Here is a 21345-nt window from a genome sequence, read left to right on the forward strand (position 1 = left end):
CGCAGAAGCAGAAGGAACCGACTGCGCAAAGGGGAAGCCATGACAGCGACGACCGACGGAAGCGCCGGGGCCGTGGGCCCCCGGGCAGCCGCGGCCAGCAAGACGAACGACACCGACGCCTTCGCGTCCGGCCTCGACGGCACCGCCGCGCGGGCCGCCGAACGGGCCGTCGAGCACCTGCTCGCCCGGCAGGACCCGGCGGGCTGGTGGAAGGGCGACCTGGAGACCAACGTCACCATGGACGCCGAGGACCTGCTCCTCCGCCAGTTCCTGGGCATCCTCGACGCCGACACCACCCGCGCCGCCGCCCTCCACATCCGCCGCGAGCAGCGCGAGGACGGCGCCTGGGCCACCTTCCACGGCGGACCCGGCGAGCTCTCCGCCACCGTCGAGGCCTATGTGGCCCTGCGGCTCGCCGGAGACCCGCCCGAGGCCCCTCACATGGCCCGCGCCTCCGCCTGGGTCCGCGCCCGCGGCGGGATCGCCGCCGCCCGGGTCTTCACCCGGATCTGGCTGGCCCTCTTCGGCTGGTGGCGCTGGGAGGACCTGCCCGAGCTGCCGCCGGAACTGCTCTTCCTGCCGAAGTGGTTCCCGCTCAACATCTACGACTTCGGCTGCTGGGCCCGGCAGACGATCGTGCCGCTCACCGTGGTCTCCGCGAAGCGCCCGGTGAGGCCCGCGCCCTTCCCACTCGACGAGCTGCACACCGATCCGGCGCGACCGAACCCGCCCCGGCCGCTCGCCCCGGCCACGGGCTGGGACGGGATCTTCCAGCGGCTCGACAAGGCGCTGCACGTCTACCACCGCTTCGCCCCGCGCGGGGTGCGCACCACCGCCATGAACATCGCCGCCCGGTGGATCGTCGAGCGCCAGGAGAACGACGGCTGCTGGGGCGGCATCCAGCCCCCCGCCGTCTACTCGGTCATCGCCCTCCACCTCCTCGGCTACGACCTGAAGCACCCGGTCATGCGGGCCGGCCTGGAGTCCCTCGACCGGTTCGCCGTCTGGCGCGAGGACGGCTCGCGGATGATCGAGGCCTGCCAGTCGCCCGTCTGGGACACCTGCCTCGCCACCATCGCGCTCGCCGACGCCGGACTCCGCCCCGACCACCCGGCGCTGGTGAAGGCCGTGGACTGGATGCTCGACGAGGAGATCACCCGCACCGGGGACTGGGCGGTGCGTCGGCCCGGACTCCCGCCCAGCGGCTGGGCGTTCGAGTTCCACAACGACAACTACCCCGACATCGACGACACCGCCGAGGTCCTGCTCGCCCTGCGCCGGGTGAAGCACCCCGACCCCGCCCGGGTGGAGGCCGCCATCGCCCGGGGCGCCCGCTGGACCCTCGGCATGCAGTCGAAGAACGGCGCCTGGGGAGCCTTCGACGCCGACAACACCAGCATCTTCCCCAACAAGCTGCCGTTCTGCGACTTCGGCGAGGTGATCGACCCGCCCTCCGCCGACGTCACCGCCCACGTCGTGGAGATGCTCGGGTACGAGGGCATGGTCCAGGATCCGCGCGCCCGCCGGGGCATCGAGTGGCTGCTCGCCGAACAGGAGCCCCACGGAGCCTGGTTCGGCCGCTGGGGCGTCAACCACGTGTACGGCACGGGCTCGGTGCTCCCCGCGCTCGCCGCCGCCGGACTGCCCGCCTCCCACCCGGCGATCCGCCGGGCCGTCGACTGGCTCGGCTCCGTGCAGAACGAGGACGGCGGCTGGGGCGAGGACCTCCGCTCGTACCGCGAGGAGCAGTGGATCGGCCACGGCACCTCCACCGCCTCCCAGACCGCGTGGGCCCTGATCGCCCTCCTCGCCGCCGGCGAACGCGACTCCGAGCCCGTCCGGCGGGGCATCGCCTGGCTGGCCGGGACCCAGCGGGAGGACGGCTCCTGGGACGAGCCGCAGTTCACCGGCACCGGCTTCCCCTGGGACTTCTCCATCAACTACCACCTCTACCGGCAGGTGTTCCCGCTCACGGCGCTCGGGCGCTACGTGTACGGCGAGCCCTCGCCGCGCAAGGAGGACTGATGGGCCGCGAGCCCGGCCCGGGCGCCGGCCCGCCGCTGCTGATCGCCTGCGCGCTCGGCATCGAGCAGTTCGCCCTGCGCAGCGGGGACCGGGGCGGCGCGCCGGGCCCGGTCACCGTGCTGCGCACCGGCATGGGGCCCGAACGGGCGCATCGGGCGGTGTCCCGGATGCTCGGCGAGGAGCAGTGGCGCGACGCCGCGGTGATCGCCTCGGGCTTCTGCGCGGGCCTCGCCCCGGGCATGCACCCGGGGGACCTGGTCGTCGCCGACGAGACCCGCGCCCCCGACGGCACGACCCTCTGCGCCGGGACCGACCTTCTGGTGAAGGCCCTGGTCAGGGCGGTGCCCGGGCGTGCGGTGCACACCGGGCCGCTGATCGGCTCCGACCACGTGGTGCGCGGCCCCGAGCGGGCCGCGCTGGGTGCCGGCGGCGCGATCGCCGTCGACATGGAGTCCGCCGCCACGCTCCGTACCGCCCGGGCCGCCGGAGCGTTCGGGGACGGCCCGGACGCGCGTCCGGTTGCGGCCGTCCGGGTGGTCGTGGACGCTCCGGAACATGAACTGGTCCGGATCGGCACGGTACGCGGGGGAATATCAGCCTTCCGTGTACTTCGTGCCGTCCTTCCCGCTTTCTTCGAATGGCACCGTTCTTTGCTGCTCCCCAGGAGGTGAACGAGTTATGGCCATGCCGCTCCGTCAGTCCATCCGGGTCGGGACCTACCTCTTCGAACAGAAGCTCCGCAAGCGGGACAAGTTCCCGCTGATCGTCGAGCTGGAGCCGCTCTACGCCTGCAACCTCAAGTGCGAGGGCTGCGGAAAGATCCAGCACCCGGCGGGCGTCCTCAAGCAGCGCATGCCGGTCGCCCAGGCGGTCGGCGCGGTCCTGGAGTCCGGCGCCCCCATGGTGTCCATCGCGGGCGGCGAGCCCCTGATGCACCCTCAGATCGACGAGATCGTGCGCCAGTTGGTGGCCCGCCGCAAGTACGTCTTCCTCTGCACCAACGCCCTGCTGCTGCGCAAGAAGCTGGAGAAGTTCACCCCTTCCCCGTACTTCGCCTTCGCCGTCCACATCGACGGGCTGCGCGAGCGGCACGACGAGTCCGTCGCCAAGGAGGGCGTGTTCGACGAGGCGGTGGCGGCGATCAAGGAGGCCAAGCGGCGCGGCTTCCGGGTCACCACCAATTCGACCTTCTTCAACACCGACACCCCGCAGACCATCATCGAGGTGCTCAATTTCCTCAACGACGACCTCCAGGTCGACGAAATGATGATCTCGCCCGCGTACGCCTACGAGAAGGCCCCCGACCAGGAGCACTTCCTCGGCGTCGAGCAGACCCGAGAACTCTTCAAGAAGGCCTTCGCCGGCGGGAACCGGCGCCGCTGGCGGCTCAACCACTCACCGCTCTTCCTGGACTTCCTGGAAGGAAAGGCGGACTTCCCCTGCACCGCCTGGGCCATTCCCAACTACTCGCTCTTCGGCTGGCAGCGACCCTGCTATCTGATGAGCGACGGATACGTCCCCACGTACCGCGAACTCGTCGAGGACACCGACTGGGACAAGTACGGCCGCGGCAAGGACCCGCGCTGCGCCAACTGCATGGCGCACTGCGGCTACGAGCCCACCGCCGTCCTCGCCACCATGGGCTCCCTCAAGGAGTCCCTGCGCGCGATCCGGGAGACGGTCTCCGGGAACACCCCGTCATGACCGGCGGGTTCGACCTGCGGGCGCTGCTCTCCGAGCGCGGCGCGGAGCGGTACGAGCTGCACGCCAAGTACCTCAACCACCAGCTGCCGCGCATGCTGCACACCATCGGCTTCGACAAGGTCTACGAGCGGGCCGAGGGCGCCCACTTCTGGGACGCCGACGGCGTCGACCACCTCGACATGCTCGCCGGCTTCGGCGTGATGGGCCTCGGGCGGCACCACCCCGTCGTCCGCAAGGCCCTCCACGACGTCCTGGACGCCCAGCTCGCCGACCTCACCCGCTTCGACTGCCAGCCGCTGCCGGGACTCCTCGCCGAGAAGCTGCTCGCCCACAGCCCGTACCTCGACCGGGTCTTCTTCGGCAACAGCGGCACCGAGGCCGTGGAGACCGCCCTCAAGTTCGCCCGGTACGCCACCGGGCGGCCGAGGATCCTCTACTGCCACCACGCCTTCCACGGGCTCACCACCGGCTCCCTCTCCGTCAACGGCGAGCAGGGCTTCCGGGAGGGCTTCGACCCGCTCCTGCCGGACACCGCGATCGCCCTCGGCGACCTCGGCGCCCTGGAGCGGGAGCTGCGCAAGGGCGACGTGGCCGCCTTCGTCGTCGAGCCCATCCAGGGCAAGGGCGTCCACGAGGCACCGCCGGGCTTCCTCCGGGCCGCCCAGGACCTCCTCCACCGGCACGGCGCGCTGCTCATCGCGGACGAGGTGCAGACCGGCCTCGGCAGGACCGGCGACTTCTACGCCCACCAGCACGAGGAGGGCGTCGAGCCGGACCTGGTCTGCGTCGCCAAGGCGCTCTCCGGCGGCTACGTGCCGGTCGGCGCCACCCTCGGCAAGGACTGGATCTTCAAGAAGGTCTACTCGTCGATGGACCGGGTCCTGGTCCACTCGGCGAGCTTCGGGTCGAACGCGCAGGCCATGGCCGCCGGGCTCGCCGTCCTCTCGGTCATGGAGGACGAGGGCACCGTCGCCCACGCCCGGCGGATCGGCGACCTGCTCTCCGGCCGTCTGAAGGAGCTCGTGCCCCGGTACGAGCTGCTCCACGAGATCCGCGGGCGCGGCCTGATGATCGGGATCGAGTTCGGGCGGCCGTCCTCGCTCGGACTGCGCGGGCGCTGGACGATGCTCCAGGCGGCCCGCAAGGGCCTCTTCGCCCAGATGGTCGTGGTTCCGCTGCTCCAGCGGCACAGGATCCTCACCCAGGTCTCCGGGGACCACCTGGAGGTGATCAAGCTGATCCCGCCGCTGATCATCGACGAGGCGGACGTGGACCGGTTCGTCACCGCCTTCACCGCGGTCATGGACGACGCCCACGGCGGCGGCGGACTGATGTGGGACTTCGGAAAGACGCTGGTCAAGCAGGCGGTCGCGCAGCGCTGACCGGATTTCGACACGGATTCCCGACGGGGGTTTGCCTCTGAGGCAAGAAACTTGCCTCAGAGGCACGATCCTGGCGGAATGGACGCATGGACCACGTCCCCGGGGGCACCTCCCCGGACCCCGCCATCCCCGGCGTCCTGCCCGACGTCGCCCCGCAGCTGCGGGCCCTGCGCCGCCGCCGGGGACTCACCCTGGAGGCCGCCGCCCAGCGGGCCGGCCTCTCGCCGGCCCACCTCTCGCGCCTGGAGACCGGGAACCGGCAGCCCTCGCTGCCGATGCTGCTCGCCCTGTCCCGTATCTACGGTACGACGGTCTCCGAGCTCCTCGGCGAGGCGCCGCCCGAGCGCGACCCCGTCGTCCGGGCCGACCGCTCCGAACCCGTCGAGGCCGACGGCTGGATCTACCGCCAGGCGGGCGGCGCCGGGCGCGCCCTCCAGTGCCTGCGGGTCCACGTGCCGTACGCCACCCGGGCCGACATCGTGCGCGTCCACCCCGGCGAAGAGTGGATCCACGTCCTGGAGGGCCGGGTGCGGCTCGCGCTCGGCGAGGCCGTCCACGTCCTCGATCCCGGGGACAGCGCGCACTTCGACTCGCTGACCCCGCACCGGATCGGCGCCGCCACGCCCGGCGGGGCCGAGCTGCTCTTCGTCCACACCCTGATGCAGAGCCCCGTCGCCGAGCTGTGCCTCGGTGACGGGACCCCGCACCGGCGCTGACGTTCCATGAAGATTCTTCAGGAAAGGACCGACATGTCCGAGAAGTCCGTAGCGGTCACCGGCGAAGAGCGCGGTGAAGGCAAGTTCCCCAAGGGGCTCGTGCTCCGCCTCTTCGCCTATCTGATCGCCGGCCACCTCTTCGCCGGCTTCCTCTACCTGCTCTTCATGCTGGGCGGGCAGAACCAGTAGGCCTCAGGCGTCGGTGACCAGCCGCTCCCGCAGCCGCTCGCGGGTCTCCGGGGCCAGCTTCAGGCCCTCGGTGAAGTAGGCGTCCACCGAGCCCCAGGTCGTCTCGATCGTCTCGAACGCGGCCCGCAGGTACTCCACCCGCGCGTCGAAGAGCGGACTGAGCAGCTCCATCACCTCGGGCGACATCGCGTCCGGGGAGGTGGAGCTGCGGCGCACCTTGTAGCGGCGGTGCGGGGCGTTCGACTTCACGTAGTCGGCCTCGATCGCCTCCCGCTCGACCCCGACCGCGAGCAGGGTGATCGCGATGGCGACCCCGGCCCGGTCCTTGCCGGCCGCGCAGTGCAGCAGGGCCGGGATGCTCTCCTCCGCCATGGAGTGGAGGAGCCGGCCGTGCTCCTCGGTCCGCTCCAGCACGTTCTTCCGGTACGAGTCGGACATCCGGGCGGCCGCCTTGCCGTCGCCGAGGACCTCCCGCAGCTGCGCGATCTCGCCGTCGCGCACCAGCTTCCAGAACTCCTTGCCGTCGGCCGGGTCGTTGAGGGGTATGTTCACGTTCCGTACGCCGGGCAGCTCGACGTCCGGGCCCTCGATCCTCCGGTCCGACTCGTTGCGGAAGTCGAAGACGGTGTGCAGGCCGAGCGAGGCGAGGAAGGCGGCGTCGTCCTCCGTCGCGTGGGCGAGATGGCCGCTGCGGAAGAGGCGGCCGGGGCGGACGGCGCGCCCGTCCGTCGTCGGCAGGCCGCCCACGTCCCGGAAGTTGCGGACCTCGGTCAGCTCGGGCTCGGCGGCTTCGGCGGGCGGGACCTGCGGCAGCTGCTGCGTCACGGCTGCTCCTGTTCTGTCGATCGGTTCCTGGGGCAATCATCTCGGGTGGGAGGCCGGGCACGCACCCCCTCGGACGGGAATGGGTGATCTGTCCGTATTGGGGGATTCCGTATAACCCGCCCCGGTTGCAGGGGAGATGGGGATCGGCGCGTGAGCAGCGTCATAACCGTGACGGACCGTGCCTGATCGTCTTTTCCAAATACCCCCCGGGAAAAGGAGATCGAGGGGCCGTCATCCACGGAGGGTGACCGGAATTCCGGCCGGATATCACTGAATCCCAGATCACTTGAAAACCGTGGCTTGTTCGCGCCGACCCCACTCGTCTAGCGTCGCGCTCAATCCGGACGGACCGCCGAATCCTGCCACCGACCGGAATTCGAACCCACCCGTACGAGGCAGGAGCGGGGGACCCAGGTAAGTACGCCGATCCCTTCGAAGAAGGACGGCTCGGGGTTAAGTCGCGTGAGAACGCGGCCGGACATCTCCAGTCCGAACCCGACAGCTCACCTCGCAGGCGCCGGAGAGGAATTCGCCATGCCCGCAAAGGGTAAGCACCGCCGTGCCAAGTCCAACCGTCTGACCCGTGGCCTCGCCGCCGCCGGTACCGGTGGCGCCGTCGTCGCCCTCCCGCTCCTCGGAGCCACCGGCGCCCACGCCGCCGAGCAGGCCGCCCCGGCCGCCGCTCCCGCCCACGCCGTCGCCCAGGTGAAGGCCGCGCCCGCCGCCCAGCAGAAGGCCGCGCCGAAGACGTACTCCGTCGTCCGCGGCGACTACCTGTCGAAGATCGCCGCCGAGCACCACGTCGCCGGCGGCTGGCACAAGCTCTACCAGGACAACCGCCAGGTCATCGGCGACAACCCCTCGCTGATCATGCCCGGCATGAAGCTCACCCTCGGCGCGAAGGGCACCGCCAAGGCCGCGCACAAGAGCACGTGGAACTCCGGCAAGAACGGCGACGAGGCCCCCCGCGCCTCCCGCAGCAGCGAGCGCGCCTCGGCCCCGGCCCCGGCCCCGGCCGCCGCGACCACCTCCTCCTCGGCGTCCTCCTCGTCGGCCGGTACGACCTCCTCCTCCGGCTGGGTCGCCCCGATCGCCGGCGCCGGCATGTCGACCCCGTACCACCAGGCCGGCTCCATGTGGTCCTCCGGCTACCACACCGGTGTCGACTTCATCGCCTCCACCGGCACCCCCGTCCACGCGGTCGGCCCCGGCACCGTCTACTCCGCCGGCGACGGCGGCGCGTACGGCAACCAGGTCGTCATCCAGCACGCCGACGGCACCTTCTCGCAGTACGCCCACCTGTCCTCGATCTCCGTCTCCGCCGGCCAGACCGTCACCGGCGGCGAGCAGATCGGCCTCTCCGGCGCGACCGGCAACGTCACCGGTCCGCACCTGCACTTCGAGATGCGCACCGGGCCGGAGTACGGCTCCGACATCGACCCGCTGGCCGCGCTGCGGTCGCACGGCGTGAGCATCTGACGCCACGTCAGTACGCCTTCGTCATCCGGAAGTCCGGCACGCGAGTGCCGGACTTCCGGCGTATTCCGGCTTGGCGGAATCTTTATCGGTGGCATATGTCACCAGGCGTCAACCCCTCCTTACGGTCGCGTAGGTCACACCCGAAGGGGAAAAATGTGCTCCCGTGGCAGACGATTCGAGATCAACAGACAAGAACGCATTCGGGTCGTACACGGCGATCGGTGACAGCTTCACCGAGGGCGTCGGAGACCCCGGGCCCGACGGGACGTACGTCGGCTGGGCGGACCGCTTCGCGGTCCTGCTCGCCGACCAGCTGCCGGAGCACGACGACTTCCGCTACGCCAACCTGGCCGTACGCGGGCGCCTCCTCGACCAGATCGTGGCGGAACAGGTCCCCCGGGCGAAGGAACTCGCCCCCGACCTGGTGACCTTCTGCGCGGGCGGCAACGACATCATCCGCCCCGGGACGGACCCGGACGACGTGGCCGAGCGCTTCGAGCGCGCCGTCGCCGACCTCACCTCCGCCGTCGGCACCGTCATGGTGACCACCGGCTTCGACACCCGCGACGTGACGCTCCTCAAGCACCTGCGCGGCAAGATCGCCACCTACAACGGGCACGTCCGGGCCATCGCGGACCGCTACGGCTGCCCGGTCCTCGACCTGTGGTCGCTGAAGTCCGTGCAGGACCGGCGCGCCTGGGACGACGACCGGCTGCACCTCTCGCCCGAGGGCCACACCCGCGTCGCCCTGCGCGCCGCCCAGGTCCTCGGCATGCCGGTGCCCGCCGACCCGGACCAGCCCTGGCCGCCGGAGCCGCCGCGCGGCACGCTCGAAGTGCGCCGCGACGACATCCACTGGGCCCGGGAGTACCTGGTGCCCTGGATCGGGCGCCGGCTGCGCGGCGAGAGCTCGGGCGACCACGTCGAGGCCAAGCGCCCCGACCTCATGCCCCTGTAGCAGGCGGCACGGCGGCGGGGATCCGCTCCAGGACCCCGCCGGCGAACACGTCGTACAGCGGCAGCGTCTCCAGGTGGACGTAGCCGATGTGGCAGTCGCAGACGGCGAGGGGGCAGGCGCGGGGACGCAGGGCGGCACGGTACGAGCCGTCGTACAGGTTCCCGAGCTCGGCCCTGACGAAGTGGCAGCGCCGCACCGTCCCCTCGCCGTCCACCGAGATCACCGACTCCCCGGTGCGGCAGGGCAGCCCCGCCGAGCGGTGCGGATGCCGGCTGTACGGGAAGAGCGGGTCGAGCTCCGTCCAGCCCTCTGCCTCCGCGTCGGTGTACGTGTGCCCCTCGGCCGCGTTCACCCAGAGGTAGACGTGCGGCGGCAGCGCGGCCCGCAGCCGGCGGGCGTCCTCCCGGTGCTCGGGAAGGCCGACCACGCCGACGCTGTACCGGACGTTCTGACGGGCGAGCTCCCGGCACTTCCCGAGGAACCGCTCGTACGGTGTCTGCCCCGGGTGGTACGTGCACCAGAGCGCCACGCTCTCCGGGTCCGCCTCGGCCAGCCACTCCGTCCGGCAGCTCAGATTGGTCTGGATCGCCACCCGCTCCACGTGCGGCAGCCGCGACAGCTCGACAAGCGCCCGCCGGTACCAGGAGCGCACCAGGCCCTCGCCCCACGGGGTGAACAGGATCCGCAGCCGGTCCCCGGTCTGCGCGGCGGCCCAGCCGGTGAACCGTTCGAGCGCGGCCCGGTCCGCGCGCAGCTGCTCCCGGCTGTCCCGGCGCTTGGCGAAGGGACAGTACGGGCAGTCGAAGTCGCAGGAGGAGAGAGGGCCCCGGTAGAGCACGGTGAGGTCCACGGTCGCCGCCTACCTCGCCTCGTACGCGGCCATCGCGGCCCGTACGGCGGGGGAGAAGAGCTCGGGGCCGAGCCCGTCCGAATGCGCGAGCCCCTCGGGCGAAAGCCGCAGCAGCCCCGCCGGGGCGTCCGCGGCCAGCCACCCGTACTCCTCGAACCGGGCGAGCTCCGGGCCGAAGTCCGCGAACGGCGAGGACCCGAACCGCTCCTCGTACTCGGCGACCGGCATGCCCTCGGCCTGGAGCAGCGACTGGAGGAGGTGACGGCGACGGGCCTCGTCCCCGTCCACCGCCCGGCCCACCTCGGCGCGCGAGAAGTCCTCCGTCTCCGTGTACGCGTCGATGATCGAGCGGATCTCCCGCATGTCGACGGCGTAGTCGAAGGAGTAGTGCAGGGCCGAGGTGTACGAGCGGGCCCCGCAGCCCAGGCCGATCATGCCGTCCGTCTGGCAGGCGTAGTCGTCCGGCCCGGCGGGACCGGCGTCCGTACGGCGGAACATCCGCATCGACACCTGCTCGTAGCCGTGCGCGAGGAGGTGATCCCGGCCGTACCGGTAGAGGCGCAGCCGCCGCTCGTCCCACTCCCGGTCGGCGGCCGCCGGGTCCTGGAGCCGGCCGAGACCGGTGAGCGGGCGCACGTACAGCGGATAGAGGTACAGCTCCTCGGGCCGCCAGGCGAGCGCGGCGTCGAGCGAGACCCGCCAGGACCGCTCCGTCTGCCCGTCGATGCCGTAGATCAGGTCGATGTTGAGGACCGGAACCCCCGTGTCCCGGATCCGGCCGAGCGCCGCCTCGACGTCCGCGCGGTGCTGCGGCCGGACCGCCGCCCTCGCCTCGGCCTCCACGAAGCTCTGCACGCCGATGCTGAGCCGGGTCGCGCCCCGCTCGGCGAGGACGGCGAGCCGGTCGGCGGTCGCGGTCGCCGGAGAGGTCTCCACGGAGAGCGGCACCGCCCGCAGGTCCACGCCCATCCGCTTCTCGGCGATGTCGCAGAGCCGCTCCAGCTCGGCGGCGGTGAGGAACGTGGGCGTCCCGCCGCCGAACGCGGCGGTGGCGAACCGCACCGGCGCCGCGTCCCCGAGGGCCTCGCGGACGGCGGCGGCTTGGCGGTCGAGGGCGTCGAGGTAGCGGGTGGTCAGCTCGTCCGGGGCGCCGATCCGGGTGAAGAGGTTGCAGAAGCCGCAGCGGACCTCGCAGAACGGTATGTGCGCGTACAAGGAGAGCGCGTCCTTCGGCTCCCCGGCCCAGAGCGCGGCCAGCTCCGGACGCTCGGGGAGCGCGCGGTACGCCGTCTTGTGCGGGTAGGCGTAGACGTAGCTCCGGTACGGGCGGGGGGTGGGGGTCATGCCGCGACCTCGCCTTCGGGGCCCGGGAGTTCGGGCAGTTCCGGCAGTTCCGGCGGTTCCGGTAGTCCTGGCAGTTCCGGGAGGACGAACTGCGCGTACGGCACGGTCCACACGACGTCGTGGCCGAGCCGGTGACCGGTGAAGCCGTCCTCCCCGTACGCCGTGCCGTGGTCGGAGCAGACGATCGCGAAACAGGGGCGGCGGCTGCTCATCGCGGCGAAGAGCCGCCCGATGTGCCGGTCGACGTACTCCAGGGCTGCCGCGTGGGTCTCCCGGGAGTCGCCGGCCTCACGGGTCGCCCCCGGCAGGTGGAACCAGTTGGGCTGGTGCAGCGCGGACACGTTGACGAAGAGGAAGAGCCGCTCCTCCGGGCGGAGCCCGGCGACGACCTCCTCGGCACATGCGACCTGGGACTCGAAGGAGGACGGGGAGGCGACGCCGAAGGCCGGCTCCCAGTGGCTCTCCTGGAACAGACCGGGGAGCACGGAGCCGAGCGGCGGCTGCTTGTTGAAGAAGCCGACCCCGCCGACGCAGACCGTCCGGTAGCCCTCGTGCGCGAGGGCGGAGACGAAGTCGGGGGTGTCGTGGACCCAGGTGCCGTCGGCGGTCGACTCGCTGCCCGCGAAACGGGCCGCGAACAGCCGGGGATGAGGCCCCTGCGAGGCGGGGGTCGGCAGGAAGCCGGCGAAGATCGCCTGGTGGGAGGCGTACGTGAAGCTCCCGGGCGCGTGCCGCCGCTCCCAGACGCCGCCGGGGAGGTGACGGGCCAGGTTCGGGATGCGGCCCTCGGCCGCGAGCTCGGCCGCCACGTCGTACCGGAGGGTGTCGAGGGTGACCAGGAGCAGGTCGTGGCTGCCGACGATGGCGTTCATGTCGGGCTGGTTCACGTGGTGCTCGTTCCTGTGGTGGTGCGGGTGGTGCCGGTGGTGCCGGTCGGGCGGGTGATGCCGGTGGTGCCGGTTGTACGGATGGCGCGGGTGGTGTCGTGGGTACGGGCTGCGCCCTGGCCGCTCCCGAACTGCGCGGCCACCTGCGCACCGTACGTGTCGAGCCCCTCGGCACCGCTGCCGGGCAGGCCCGTGAGCCCGGGCAGCAGATCGCCGAAGGCGTTCACCTCGCCCACGGCGAAGCGGCGCCAGCCGCTCGCGGGCAACAGGTCGACGCCCACGCAGCGGGTGCCGGGGAAGGCGGCGGCGGCCCGCTCGCACACCCCGAGGGCGTCCGCCCAGCGGCTTCCGGCCGCGGCGATCGCCGCCCGTGCGGCGTCCAGGTCGCCCCGGGCGCCGCCCAGGTGCAGATTGGTCATGGGGGAGCGGCTGGTGCGGAGCACGGCGTGGGTGGCGCGCCCGTCGATCACGACCACCCGCAGATCGGCGGCCCGGCCGTCCTGGGTGGCCTTCGGCAGCCAGCGCTCGACGTGCAGGCCGTCGGGGGCGAGGGCGTCCACGATCGCGGCGACCTCGCGCTCGCTCGTGTAGCGCCGTACCCGCAGGGAGTTGAAGAGCCGCCCGTCGGCTGCGCGCTCCACCGAGGTGGTGGCCTGGACCCGGCCCGCGCCGTTCGTCTCCAGCGCGAGCACCCCCGAGGCGGAGGAGCCGTGCGCGAGCTTCACGAAGACCCGGCGCATGCCGCTCTCGGCGGTCAGCGCCCTGACGTCCGCCCAGCCGCGCACCGCCGGGGCGTCGGGTCCCGAGGTCGGCGACTCGGGCACCGGGACCCCGGCCGCCCTCAGCCGGCCGTGGCTCAGCCTCTTGTCGAACAGGACCGCGAGCTCGGCGGGGTCGTCGACGAGGACGGCGCCCGCCTCCGCGACGGAGCGGGCGAGACCGGACACGGCCGCGGTGAACCCTTCGTACCAGCGGCCGGTGCCCTCGACCCGGGCCGGATCGTCGACCCCGCGCAGCAGCCGGTCGGCCTCGGGATCCTCGCCGGGAGAGTCCAGACGTACGGTCTCGCCCGCGGCGAACCGCGCCCGGCCCCCGAGCACGTCCGGCCAGGACACCGCCCGCGCCCCGGGCAGCCCGGCGGCCCGCAGCGCGTCCTGGAAGAACGCGACGCGGCGGCCCGCCGGATCGCCGACGACCACGAGGCGCGGCCGTCGGATGTCCGGCGAATCCCCGACGGCCACGGGGCGCGGCCGTCGGATGTCCGGCGAATCCCCGACGGCCACGGGGCGCGGTCGTCGGATGTCCGGCGAATCCCCGACGGCCACGGGGCGCGGGCCGGAGGTCATTCGGCGACCGCGACGTAGCGCCAGACGTCCCCGTCGCCGTCGTCCTCCGCCACCTGGGCGTCACCGAGGTCGACGGTCACGCCGTGCGGGACGAGCGCGGCGCGGACGCGCTCGCACATCGCCTCCGACAGGTAGTGGTGGGAGAGGTCGAGGTGGGTGAGGTGGGTCAGCGGCTGCCCGTCGAGGAGGGCCGCCGCGCCCTCGTCGGTGAGCACGCCCATGGACAGGTCGAGCCGCTCGATCCGGGCGACGACGGGCGCGCCCGCGACGGCGGCGGCCACGGCGTCCTGGATGACGCTGTCGCACAGGCCCAGGTCGCGCAGGGCGGGGAACGCCGTGCCGGCGAGCAGCGGCGCCAGGTCGTCGGGGGTGCTGTCGCCGCCGTACTCGTCGGTGCCGAGCCAGAGTTCCAGCTTCTCCAGGGCGGGCAGGTCGCTGCCGACGATGCCGCGCACCACGTCGGCGGGAAGCCCGCCGGTCTGGACGACCAGGGTCCGCAGACCGGTGTGCCGGATCGACGGGAAGGCCAGCTCCGTGCCACCGCGCACCCCGAACTCCGTCAGGGCCGGGTAGGCGGCGAGGAGCGGCGTCACGTCGGACTGGATGATCCACGAGATCTCGCAGTCCTCGCCCGTCATGTCGCCGAGGAACACCGCCTCCAGGGCCGTCAGCCGGTCGTTGGCGCCGATCAGCGCGGTGACGATGTCGGCGGACGAGTTCTCGTAGGCCTCGTCCCAGCCGCCGACGACCAGCGCGCGCACCCGTCCCGTGTCGACCGTCTTCAGGAACCGCTCGAACTGCGGCCCCCACAGCTCGTCGCCGGGGTCGGAGTACGTCGGGGCGGAGATCCGCCAGGCGACCGTGTCCGTCGCGGGCAGCTCGACCTGCGCGTCCGGGCCCGGGAAGTCGAACACGGGCAGTCCGTGGAATTCCTGCAGGTGGGTGCCAACGGTCATGACGGCGCTCCAGACAACGTGCGAGGTGGGTCGGCTGATGGAGAGAGTTCTACCAAGCGGCACCGACAACACCCCTCGCCGGGTGGTCTCCGGACCGATTGTCAGTGCCGGGCTCTAGCGTCGTTCTCGTGTTCGGCCGCTTGTGCCGGACGGGGAGGGGAGAGCCATGTACCGGCAGGGAGACGTGCTGATCGCGCCCGTCGCGGAGGCGGCCGTTCCGGAGCGCGTGAAGGAGGCGGCGGGGGAGCCGAGGGACGCCCGGGGCCGCCTGGTCCTCGCCCTCGGCGAGGTCACCGGACACGCCCATGCGATCCCCGGCCCGGGCAGGCTCGTGCGGGAGCCGGGGCCCTTCGGCCCGCTCCTGCTCGAACTGCCCGAGGGCGGGCGGGTGGTGCACGAGGAGCACGCGCCGATACCGCTGCCCAAGGGCTGGTACCGGGTGGTGCGGCAGCGGGAGTACGTGCCCGGGGCGTACCGGATCGTCGCGGACTGATGTCCGCCGGAGAGACAGTGAAGGACATGGGGGACACCGAGATGAACCGCACCACCGCGGCGGGCAGGTGGCGGGCCGTCGCCGCCGCCACCGGACCCGCCGATCGCGCCACCGCCGAGGCCGGAGTCCGGTCTGCCTACCGCTCGGCCGGCCTCGCCCCGCCGGAGCGCGTCCTCTGGGCGGACTCGCCGCTCGCGGCCGTCACGCTCCTCCAGGGCCTGACGGGCGCGGGCCGTTCGGTACGGGACGAGGTGCGCACCCGGCCGTGGGCCGAGGAGCGCCGCCGGCTCCACGACGCGCTCGGCCCGGCGGGCTGGGCGGCCCACTGGCAGGCGACCGGTGCCCGGCTCTGGGACCCGACGCGGAGCCTCGCGGACCGGATACGGGCCGGGGTGACGGAAGCGGCGGGCGCCGACGCGGCCGAGGTGCGGCTGCTCCTCCTCGACGCCGTGCTCGGCCAGCACGACGCGGCCTGGCTCGCCGCCTTCGACGGACACGGCGTACGGCTCGCGGGACTCGCCACCGTCGCCGAGCACGCCGGCTGGTGGTGGCCGTACGAGAACGCCGTCGTGATCTGCGAGCGCCCGGTCGAACTCCACCGGGACGAGGCGGGTCGGCTCGACCGGGGCGACGGCCCCGCGCTCGCCTTCGCCGACGGGTTCGCCCTCCACGCCTGGCGGGGCATGCCGGTGCCCGCCGAGTTCCTCGCCGGTCTCGCCCACCTCACCCCCGAGCGGATACGCGAGGAGGAGAACGCCGAACTGCGGCGCGTGATGCTGGAGTACTACGGCTACGACCGCTACCTCGCCGCGTCCGGTGCCCGGCACCAGCACCGCGACGAGACGGGCGTCCTCTGGCGGATCGAACTCGCCGACGACGAGGACGTGGTGATGGTCGAGGTCGTCAACTCCACGCCCGAGCCGGACGGCACCCACCGCACGTACTGGCTGAGGGTGCCGCCCACGACCCGGACCGCGCGGGAGGGCGTCGCCTGGACCTTCGGGCTCCGGCCCGAGGCGTACGAACCGCTCGTCCAGACCTAGGGCCCAGGGCGGGGCACGGTTGGTGCGGAGAGGTGAAGGGCGCCGTCGGTCAGGAGTGGCGCGCGGGAGGCGGCGGCGCCGGGTGCTGGGATGTGCCCGCCGGAGCCCCGGCACTCACACCCGAAGGGACCGCCTGTGACGATCCGCCGGCCCAGCGCCGCCCGCACCTCCCGTCTGCTCGCCGCCACCGCCGTGCTCGGCGGCCTCCTCGCCGGCACCGCGGCCCCCGCCCTGGCCGTCGCGCCCGAGCGGACCGCCCTCCGTACCACCGCCCTGAAGGCCGCCCCGGACACGGCCACGGTCACCGTCACGGGCAACGGCCGCGCGTCCGCCGCGCCCGACCTGGCGATCCTGTCCGCCGGGGTCGAGGCCACCCGCCCGACGGCGAAGGAGGCGATGGCGGCACAGACCACCGCGGCCGAGGCGCTGCTCGACGTGCTGCACAAGCAGGGGATCGCCGACCGGGACATCCGCACCGACAGCCTCGCGCTGGCCCCCGTCTACACCCAGAACACCAGCGGGGACAGCAAGGTGACCGGCTATCAGGCGGGGCAGTCGTTCTCCGTGAAGGTCCGCGACATCGACAGGACCGGCCAGGTCGTCGGGGCCGTCAACGAAGCCATCGGGAACGTGGGCCGGATCAACGGGGTCGTCTTCGACGTCGCCGACCCGTCGGCGCTGCGGGCGAAGGCCCGCGAGGCCGCCTACCGGGACGCGTACGACAAGGCCTCGCAGCACGCCCAGCTGAGCGGGCACCGGCTCGGCCGGCTCGTCTCGCTGAGCGAGGGCGAGTCCGTACGCCCCGGCCCCGGCGCCGCCCCCGCCGTCCCCGCGGACGAGCCGAGCGTCCCGCTGGCGCCCGGCGAGATCGAGGAGCAGGTCACCGTCTCGGCGGTCTACGAGCTGATCTGACGTTCCCGAAGGCGCCGGGCGCCGGGACAGGACGTGCGGCCGGGCCGACTACGGCCGCCCGCCAGAACCGGCCACGGAGCCGACCCGCATCCGGACCGGCTACGACCGCCGGTCGGGATGCGGCCCGGCTCCGTCCTCGGAGCATGACTCCCCCGGCCCTGCCGGGTTCTCCGGCCCTGTCGGGCCCTCCGGCTCTGTCGGGCCCTCCGGTCCTGCCGGGTCTTCCGGGCCTGTCAGGTCCCTGGGCCTGCCGAGTCTTCCGGCCTCGCCGGGTTCTCCGGGCCTGCCGGTTCCTCCGGGCCTGCCGGCTTCCCCGGGCCTGCCGGTTCCGCCGGCCCTGTCGGCTTCCCCGGCCCTGCCGGGTCCTCCGCCCCCGCCGGTCCGGCCGGAGCTCCCGCCGGCAGGTCCAGCTCCCGGGAGAGAGCCGCGTCCGCCCAGCGCAGCATCGTGGTGCGCGGGAGGGCGCCGGTGTAGGCCGTCGTCTGGACGGCGAGGCCGTCGAGGAAGGCGGTGAGCCGCCAGGCCGCCCCGGCCGGATCCGCGCAGCGGAACTCCCCGGCGGCGGTCCCCTCCTCGATCACCCGGGTCAGCGCCGCCTTCCACTCCTGGTCGAGGGAGGCGGCGACCCGGCGCAGTTCCGGGTCGCGCAGGGAGACCGCCCAGCCCTCGATCCACAGCCGCCAGCCCTTGGCCTGGCCGGTCGGGGCGTACCAGCGCACGGCGGCCCGCAGCCGTCGCACGGCCGTGGAGCGTCGTCCGAGCAGCCGGCGCAGCTGGGCGAGGTCGCCCTCGGCCGCGTGGGTGAAGGCCGCGGCGACCAGCTGTTCCTTCGAGGAGAAGTGGTAGAGCACGAGCGCGTTGCTCACGCCGAGCGCGGCGGCCACGTCGGAGATCCGGACGGCCGCGACGCCGCGTGCCTCGATCTGCTCGACGGCGGCCCTCAGCAGTTCGTCCCGCCGCTCGGCCACGCTCAACCGCACTCTCGCCACGCTGTGCAGCCTACACAGCACATGACAAGGGCATGATCGTCAGCGGTTTCGGCGCGTGGCCGGTCCGGTACCAGCCGTAGCGTTCGGCGATCACCGGCAGCAGCTCGTGCGCCACCACCAGGCGTTGGCGCACGAGTTCACGCCCACGTCCGGAAGGACGGTCGCCCCGCCCATGGTGCCGAGGCACCGTACGGACGCCCGGGTCCCCGCGTACTCCCGCCCGGCCCGGCGGTCTCCGGCTCGGGCCGCCCATAATGGAACGACCCCCAGAGATCAGGAGGTCCTGTGACCGGTACCGGCTCCGACCGTTCGCCGCGGGCCCGGCTGCGCGCGCTGCGCCCCGAGTCCTTCGGCGCGGAACCCACGGGCGAGCGTCTCGCCCGGATCCGCCGCTCGCCGAACTTCGCGGACGGGATCTTCCAGAACCCCGAACCGGCACGACGCGGCCCCTCCGGGTCGAGCATCGAGTTCGCCAAGATCTACTTCGAGAAGGAGGGACGCGCGCGCCGCGCCCCCACCGGCGCGATCCCCGTCCACCCCACCACCCTCGCCGACCTGGCGCGGCCCCCGGCCACCGGTCTGCGCCTGACCTGGATGGGACACTCCGGGGTCCTCGCGGAGATCGACGGCCACCGGGTCCTCTTCGACCCGGTCTGGGGCGACCGCTGCTCGCCGTTCCCCTTCGCGGGCCCCAAACGGCTCCACCCCGTGCCCGTGCCGCTGGCCGAGCTCGGCCCGGTCGACGTGGTCGTGATCTCGCACGACCACTACGACCACCTCGACCTGCCGACGATCAAGGCCCTGGCAGGCACGGATACGCTCTTCGCGGTGCCGCTCGGCGTCGGCGCACACCTGGAGCACTGGGGCGTGCCCGCCTCCCGCCTGCGCGAGCTGGACTGGAACGAGTCCACCGAGATCGGCGAGCTGCGGCTCACGGCCACTCCGGCCCGGCACTTCTGCGGCCGCGGCCTGCGCAACAAGCAGCACACGCTCTGGGCGTCCTGGGTCGTGCGGGGACCGGCCCACCGGATCTTCCACAGCGGCGACACCGGCTACTTCTCCGGCTTCAAGGACATCGGCGCCACCCACGGCCCCTTCGACGCCACCATGATCCAGATCGGCGCCTACTCGGATTTCTGGCCCGACATCCACATGACGCCCGCCGAGGGGATGCGGGCCCATCTGGACCTCCAGGGCGGTGGTCCGGGTGGTGTGATGCTGCCGATCCACTGGGGCACCTTCAACCTGGCCCCGCACCCGTGGGCCGAACCCGGTGAGGGCACGAGGGACGCGGCCGAGGAGGCCGGTCAGGCGGTGGCGTTCCCGAAGCCCGGTGAGCCGTTCGAGCCCGGCGGGAAGCTGCCGGGGGAGTCGTGGTGGCGGGCGGTGTCCCGTCCGTTGGCGCGTCCGTGGCGCAGCCCCCGGGGCGTCGAGGTCGCGGCGGAGGCGCGCAACGACGACCTCGACCTCGCGGGCGACAGGTGACGTCGGTCGGTGAGGACCTCACCGAGGTCGTGCCGATACGGGAGCGTCCCCTGCTGAGGCGGCTCTGGCACCCGGGCGGGTTCGGCGCCCGGGTGTCAGGTTCCCGGTGAGGGCTCGGGGACCGCGACGGTTCCCTGTGCCACCGCGCACAGGGTCTCCGCCCCTGTGCTGTCCACGACCGACAGGTCGCAGCGGCACACGACACGGGAGCGGCCCGCCCGTATGACCTGAGCATGGGCCCGCAGCAGCACGCCGTCGGCGGGGCGCAAGTAGTCGATGGTGAACCCGGCGGTGAGCAGCCGCGCGCCGACGACGGTACCGGCGGCGAACGTCAGCGTGTTGTCCGCCGCGTAGGCGAGCACGCCGCCGTGCAGAAATCCGTTCTGCTGGCGCAGGTCGTCGCGGATGTCGAGCTCCAGCGTCGCCTCGCCTTCCCCGAAGGCCGTGAGGCGGGCGCCGAGCAGGTTGCTGAACGGCTGGGCCGCGAGCACCTTCTGCGCGAGGGCCAAATCCGGAGCGTCCGTCACGTCACACCTCGTTCTCGGAGTTCGTCTGGTGGTGGGTGGTCTGCCCTGCGAGGGCGTCGGCCCAGCCCTCGGCCCAGCGGGCGAGAGGAGTCAGGGCGCGGTAGGCATCCTCGCCGAGAGCGGTGAGGGCGTAGCTGCTGTCGTCCTGCTGCGCGACGAGGCCCGCCTGGGTGAGCTCGACGAGGCGCCGGCGCAGGACGCTGGAGGACATGCCGTCGCAGCGCTGCTGCAAGGGGCGAAAGCCTATGGGGCCTCGGTGCAGCTCCCAGACGATGCGCAGGCTCCAGCGCCGCCCGAACAGATCGAGCGCCGCCATGATCGGGCGGCCGCTGCTGGAACCGCGGACCGGGCACCCCGGTCTGGGTGTCTGTGCCACGTCGCCCGACAACCCCTCCAGTGCTTCGTTTCCGAAACGCTAGCATCGCCGACGCTTCGAAAACAGAAGCAGAAGGTGGGTGCCCGCCGCGGTCCGCGGGGCCGGCTGCCGCGAGCGACGAACAAGGGGTGAGAAGTGGCTCCTCGTATCGATCCCGCGTCCCAGCCCTGTCCGGACCGCGCCGGGGGCGGCTCGCACGCCCCGCGCCAGGGCCGGGCCGACCCTAAGGCGGCGCCGGTCCGGCCTGCGTTTCATGGTGCCCCGTACACCGTGTTCAGGAGGTCGTCGACGAAGCCTTCGAGGTCGTCGAGCCCGGCCGCCGCCTGCGTCGCGGGGCTCTCGGCCACCAGGTGGGGGAGTGCGGCGTGCAGGGCCATGGTGACGGTGGCGGCGCGCTGCGGGGTGACGGGCAGGCCCGCGCTGCGCTGGGCGTGCTCGAAGTACGCGAAGTCGGCGGCCGCGAAGGCGTCGAGTGACGTGGCCAGCCACGGAGTCCGTGCGGCCTCGCACTGCAGCTCCAGGAGGGCGAGCACCCGCACACGGCCGGGCCCTCTGACGTGCTCCAGGAGCGTGCGCAACAGGGCGGCCAGGCCTGCCCGGTCGACGGGTGCGGGTCTGGGGACCGCCTCGTACAGCGCGATGATGCGCTCCGTCGTCGCCCTCAACAGCGCGTCTCTGGTGGGGAAGTAGTTCTTGGTGGTGCCCAGGGGCACATCCGCTGCGGCGTCGACGGCCCGGTGCGTCAGGCCCCGGCTGCCGGATTCCGACAGTACCTCGATGGCCGCGTCGCCCAGGCGATCCCGTCTTTCCTGATTCACCTGTCCAAAGTACCCCATCCGTGGTACCACAGGTGAGGTAC

General features: G+C 72.9%; 23 protein-coding genes and 1 riboswitch. Of the genes, 12 read left to right on the forward strand and 11 right to left on the reverse strand.

Annotated features, from left to right (window positions below):
- The first annotated feature begins 39 nt into the window (after positions 1-39).
- The 6 genes from shc to SVTN_RS44870 all read left to right on the forward strand — a co-directional run bounded on the left by shc (position 40) and on the right by SVTN_RS44870 (position 6016).
- Complete coding sequence (shc, locus tag SVTN_RS31625; RefSeq protein WP_041132166.1) at positions 40-2025, forward strand: squalene--hopene cyclase; 1986 nt, start codon at positions 40-42, stop codon at positions 2023-2025.
- Complete coding sequence (locus tag SVTN_RS31630; RefSeq protein ID WP_041132167.1) at positions 2025-2696, forward strand: phosphorylase family protein; 672 nt, start codon at positions 2025-2027, stop codon at positions 2694-2696. The genes shc and SVTN_RS31630 overlap by 1 nt, the downstream gene beginning before the upstream one ends.
- A 7-nt stretch (positions 2697-2703) precedes the next feature.
- Positions 2704-3729 carry an adenosyl-hopene transferase HpnH gene (hpnH, locus tag SVTN_RS31635; RefSeq protein ID WP_041132168.1) on the forward strand — a complete coding sequence of 342 codons (1026 nt, stop codon included), beginning with the start codon at positions 2704-2706 and terminating at the stop codon, positions 3727-3729.
- Positions 3726-5111 carry an aspartate aminotransferase family protein gene (locus SVTN_RS31640; protein ID WP_041132169.1) on the forward strand — a complete coding sequence of 462 codons (1386 nt, stop codon included), beginning with the start codon at positions 3726-3728 and terminating at the stop codon, positions 5109-5111. The genes hpnH and SVTN_RS31640 overlap by 4 nt, the downstream gene beginning before the upstream one ends.
- An 86-nt stretch (positions 5112-5197) precedes the next feature.
- Positions 5198-5827, forward strand: a complete 630-nt coding sequence (locus tag SVTN_RS31645; protein WP_052499399.1) for a helix-turn-helix domain-containing protein — start codon at positions 5198-5200, stop codon at positions 5825-5827.
- Positions 5828-5860: 33 nt separating this feature from the next.
- A complete protein-coding gene (locus tag SVTN_RS44870) occupies positions 5861-6016 on the forward strand; it encodes a DUF6126 family protein (RefSeq protein ID WP_167352218.1) in 156 nt (51 codons plus the stop codon).
- A gap of 3 nt (positions 6017-6019) precedes the next feature.
- Here the strand turns inward: SVTN_RS44870 and SVTN_RS31650 are convergent, their stop codons facing one another.
- Positions 6020-6841 (reverse strand): tyrosine-protein phosphatase, encoded by an 822-nt coding sequence (locus SVTN_RS31650; protein ID WP_041132170.1) that lies wholly within the window; start codon positions 6839-6841, stop codon positions 6020-6022.
- Between the two features lie 373 nt (positions 6842-7214).
- Positions 7215-7373, forward strand: a riboswitch (cyclic di-AMP (ydaO/yuaA leader).
- 2 nt (positions 7374-7375) lie between these two features.
- On the opposite strand from SVTN_RS31650, the gene SVTN_RS31655 reads away from it, so the two are divergent.
- Both SVTN_RS31655 and SVTN_RS31660 read left to right on the forward strand, forming a co-directional pair.
- On the forward strand, positions 7376-8320 hold the full coding sequence (locus SVTN_RS31655; RefSeq protein WP_041132171.1) for a M23 family metallopeptidase: 945 nt from the start codon (positions 7376-7378) through the stop codon (positions 8318-8320).
- Positions 8321-8483: 163 nt separating this feature from the next.
- Positions 8484-9278 carry an SGNH/GDSL hydrolase family protein gene (locus SVTN_RS31660; protein WP_041132172.1) on the forward strand — a complete coding sequence of 265 codons (795 nt, stop codon included), beginning with the start codon at positions 8484-8486 and terminating at the stop codon, positions 9276-9278.
- Here SVTN_RS31660 and SVTN_RS31665 read toward each other — a convergent pair.
- The 5 genes from SVTN_RS31665 to SVTN_RS31685 form a co-directional block, all read right to left on the reverse strand.
- Entirely contained in the window at positions 9265-10128 is an 864-nt protein-coding gene (locus SVTN_RS31665) for an STM4011 family radical SAM protein (protein ID WP_041132173.1), read from the reverse strand. The two genes, SVTN_RS31660 and SVTN_RS31665, sit on opposite strands and share 14 nt — an antisense overlap.
- Before the next feature lie 9 nt (positions 10129-10137).
- The gene (locus SVTN_RS31670) at positions 10138-11472 is read right to left on the reverse strand and encodes an STM4012 family radical SAM protein (RefSeq protein ID WP_041132174.1); all 1335 of its coding nucleotides are present in this window, start codon (positions 11470-11472) and stop codon (positions 10138-10140) included.
- Positions 11469-12344: an STM4013/SEN3800 family hydrolase gene (locus tag SVTN_RS31675; protein ID WP_052499754.1), complete on the reverse strand. Its 876-nt coding sequence runs from the start codon at positions 12342-12344 to the stop codon at positions 11469-11471. Before SVTN_RS31675 ends, SVTN_RS31670 begins: the two co-directional genes overlap by 4 nt.
- 11 nt (positions 12345-12355) lie before the next feature.
- Positions 12356-13600, reverse strand: a complete 1245-nt coding sequence (locus SVTN_RS31680; protein ID WP_245727701.1) for an STM4014 family protein — start codon at positions 13598-13600, stop codon at positions 12356-12358.
- 101 nt (positions 13601-13701) lie between these two features.
- On the reverse strand, positions 13702-14661 hold the full coding sequence (locus tag SVTN_RS31685) for an STM4015 family protein (RefSeq protein WP_041132175.1): 960 nt from the start codon (positions 14659-14661) through the stop codon (positions 13702-13704).
- A 166-nt stretch (positions 14662-14827) separates the two neighbouring features.
- Between SVTN_RS31685 and SVTN_RS31690 the strand changes: the two genes are divergently transcribed.
- The 3 genes from SVTN_RS31690 (at position 14828) to SVTN_RS31700 (ending at position 17109) form a co-directional block, all read left to right on the forward strand.
- Positions 14828-15154 carry a hypothetical protein gene (locus SVTN_RS31690; protein ID WP_041132176.1) on the forward strand — a complete coding sequence of 109 codons (327 nt, stop codon included), beginning with the start codon at positions 14828-14830 and terminating at the stop codon, positions 15152-15154.
- Positions 15155-15180: 26 nt separating this feature from the next.
- The gene (locus SVTN_RS31695) at positions 15181-16197 is read left to right on the forward strand and encodes a DUF6745 domain-containing protein (RefSeq protein WP_174518302.1); all 1017 of its coding nucleotides are present in this window, start codon (positions 15181-15183) and stop codon (positions 16195-16197) included.
- A gap of 135 nt (positions 16198-16332) precedes the next feature.
- Complete coding sequence (locus SVTN_RS31700; protein ID WP_041132177.1) at positions 16333-17109, forward strand: SIMPL domain-containing protein; 777 nt, start codon at positions 16333-16335, stop codon at positions 17107-17109.
- Positions 17110-17342: 233 nt separating this feature from the next.
- Here SVTN_RS31700 and SVTN_RS31705 read toward each other — a convergent pair whose 3' ends face one another.
- Positions 17343-18098, reverse strand: a complete 756-nt coding sequence (locus SVTN_RS31705; RefSeq protein WP_052499400.1) for a TetR/AcrR family transcriptional regulator — start codon at positions 18096-18098, stop codon at positions 17343-17345.
- A gap of 10 nt (positions 18099-18108) precedes the next feature.
- Positions 18109-18231: a hypothetical protein gene (locus tag SVTN_RS46245; protein ID WP_281192587.1), complete on the reverse strand. Its 123-nt coding sequence runs from the start codon at positions 18229-18231 to the stop codon at positions 18109-18111.
- A gap of 152 nt (positions 18232-18383) precedes the next feature.
- Here SVTN_RS46245 and SVTN_RS31710 point away from each other — a divergent pair, with 152 nt between their 5' ends.
- Positions 18384-19583 carry an MBL fold metallo-hydrolase gene (locus tag SVTN_RS31710; RefSeq protein WP_041132178.1) on the forward strand — a complete coding sequence of 400 codons (1200 nt, stop codon included), beginning with the start codon at positions 18384-18386 and terminating at the stop codon, positions 19581-19583.
- 95 nt (positions 19584-19678) lie between these two features.
- Here the strand turns inward: SVTN_RS31710 and SVTN_RS31715 are convergent, their stop codons facing one another.
- The 3 genes from SVTN_RS31715 to SVTN_RS31725 form a co-directional block, all read right to left on the reverse strand.
- The gene (locus SVTN_RS31715; RefSeq protein WP_041132179.1) at positions 19679-20110 is read right to left on the reverse strand and encodes a PaaI family thioesterase; all 432 of its coding nucleotides are present in this window, start codon (positions 20108-20110) and stop codon (positions 19679-19681) included.
- Between the two features lies 1 nt (position 20111).
- A complete protein-coding gene (locus SVTN_RS31720) occupies positions 20112-20486 on the reverse strand; it encodes a winged helix-turn-helix transcriptional regulator (protein WP_425429026.1) in 375 nt (124 codons plus the stop codon).
- A gap of 251 nt (positions 20487-20737) precedes the next feature.
- Positions 20738-21304 (reverse strand): TetR/AcrR family transcriptional regulator, encoded by a 567-nt coding sequence (locus SVTN_RS31725; protein ID WP_041132181.1) that lies wholly within the window; start codon positions 21302-21304, stop codon positions 20738-20740.
- Positions 21305-21345 lie beyond the last annotated feature (41 nt).

It is taken from the genome of Streptomyces vietnamensis, assembly GCF_000830005.1.
Taxonomy (GTDB): Bacteria; Actinomycetota; Actinomycetes; order Streptomycetales; family Streptomycetaceae; genus Streptomyces; species Streptomyces vietnamensis.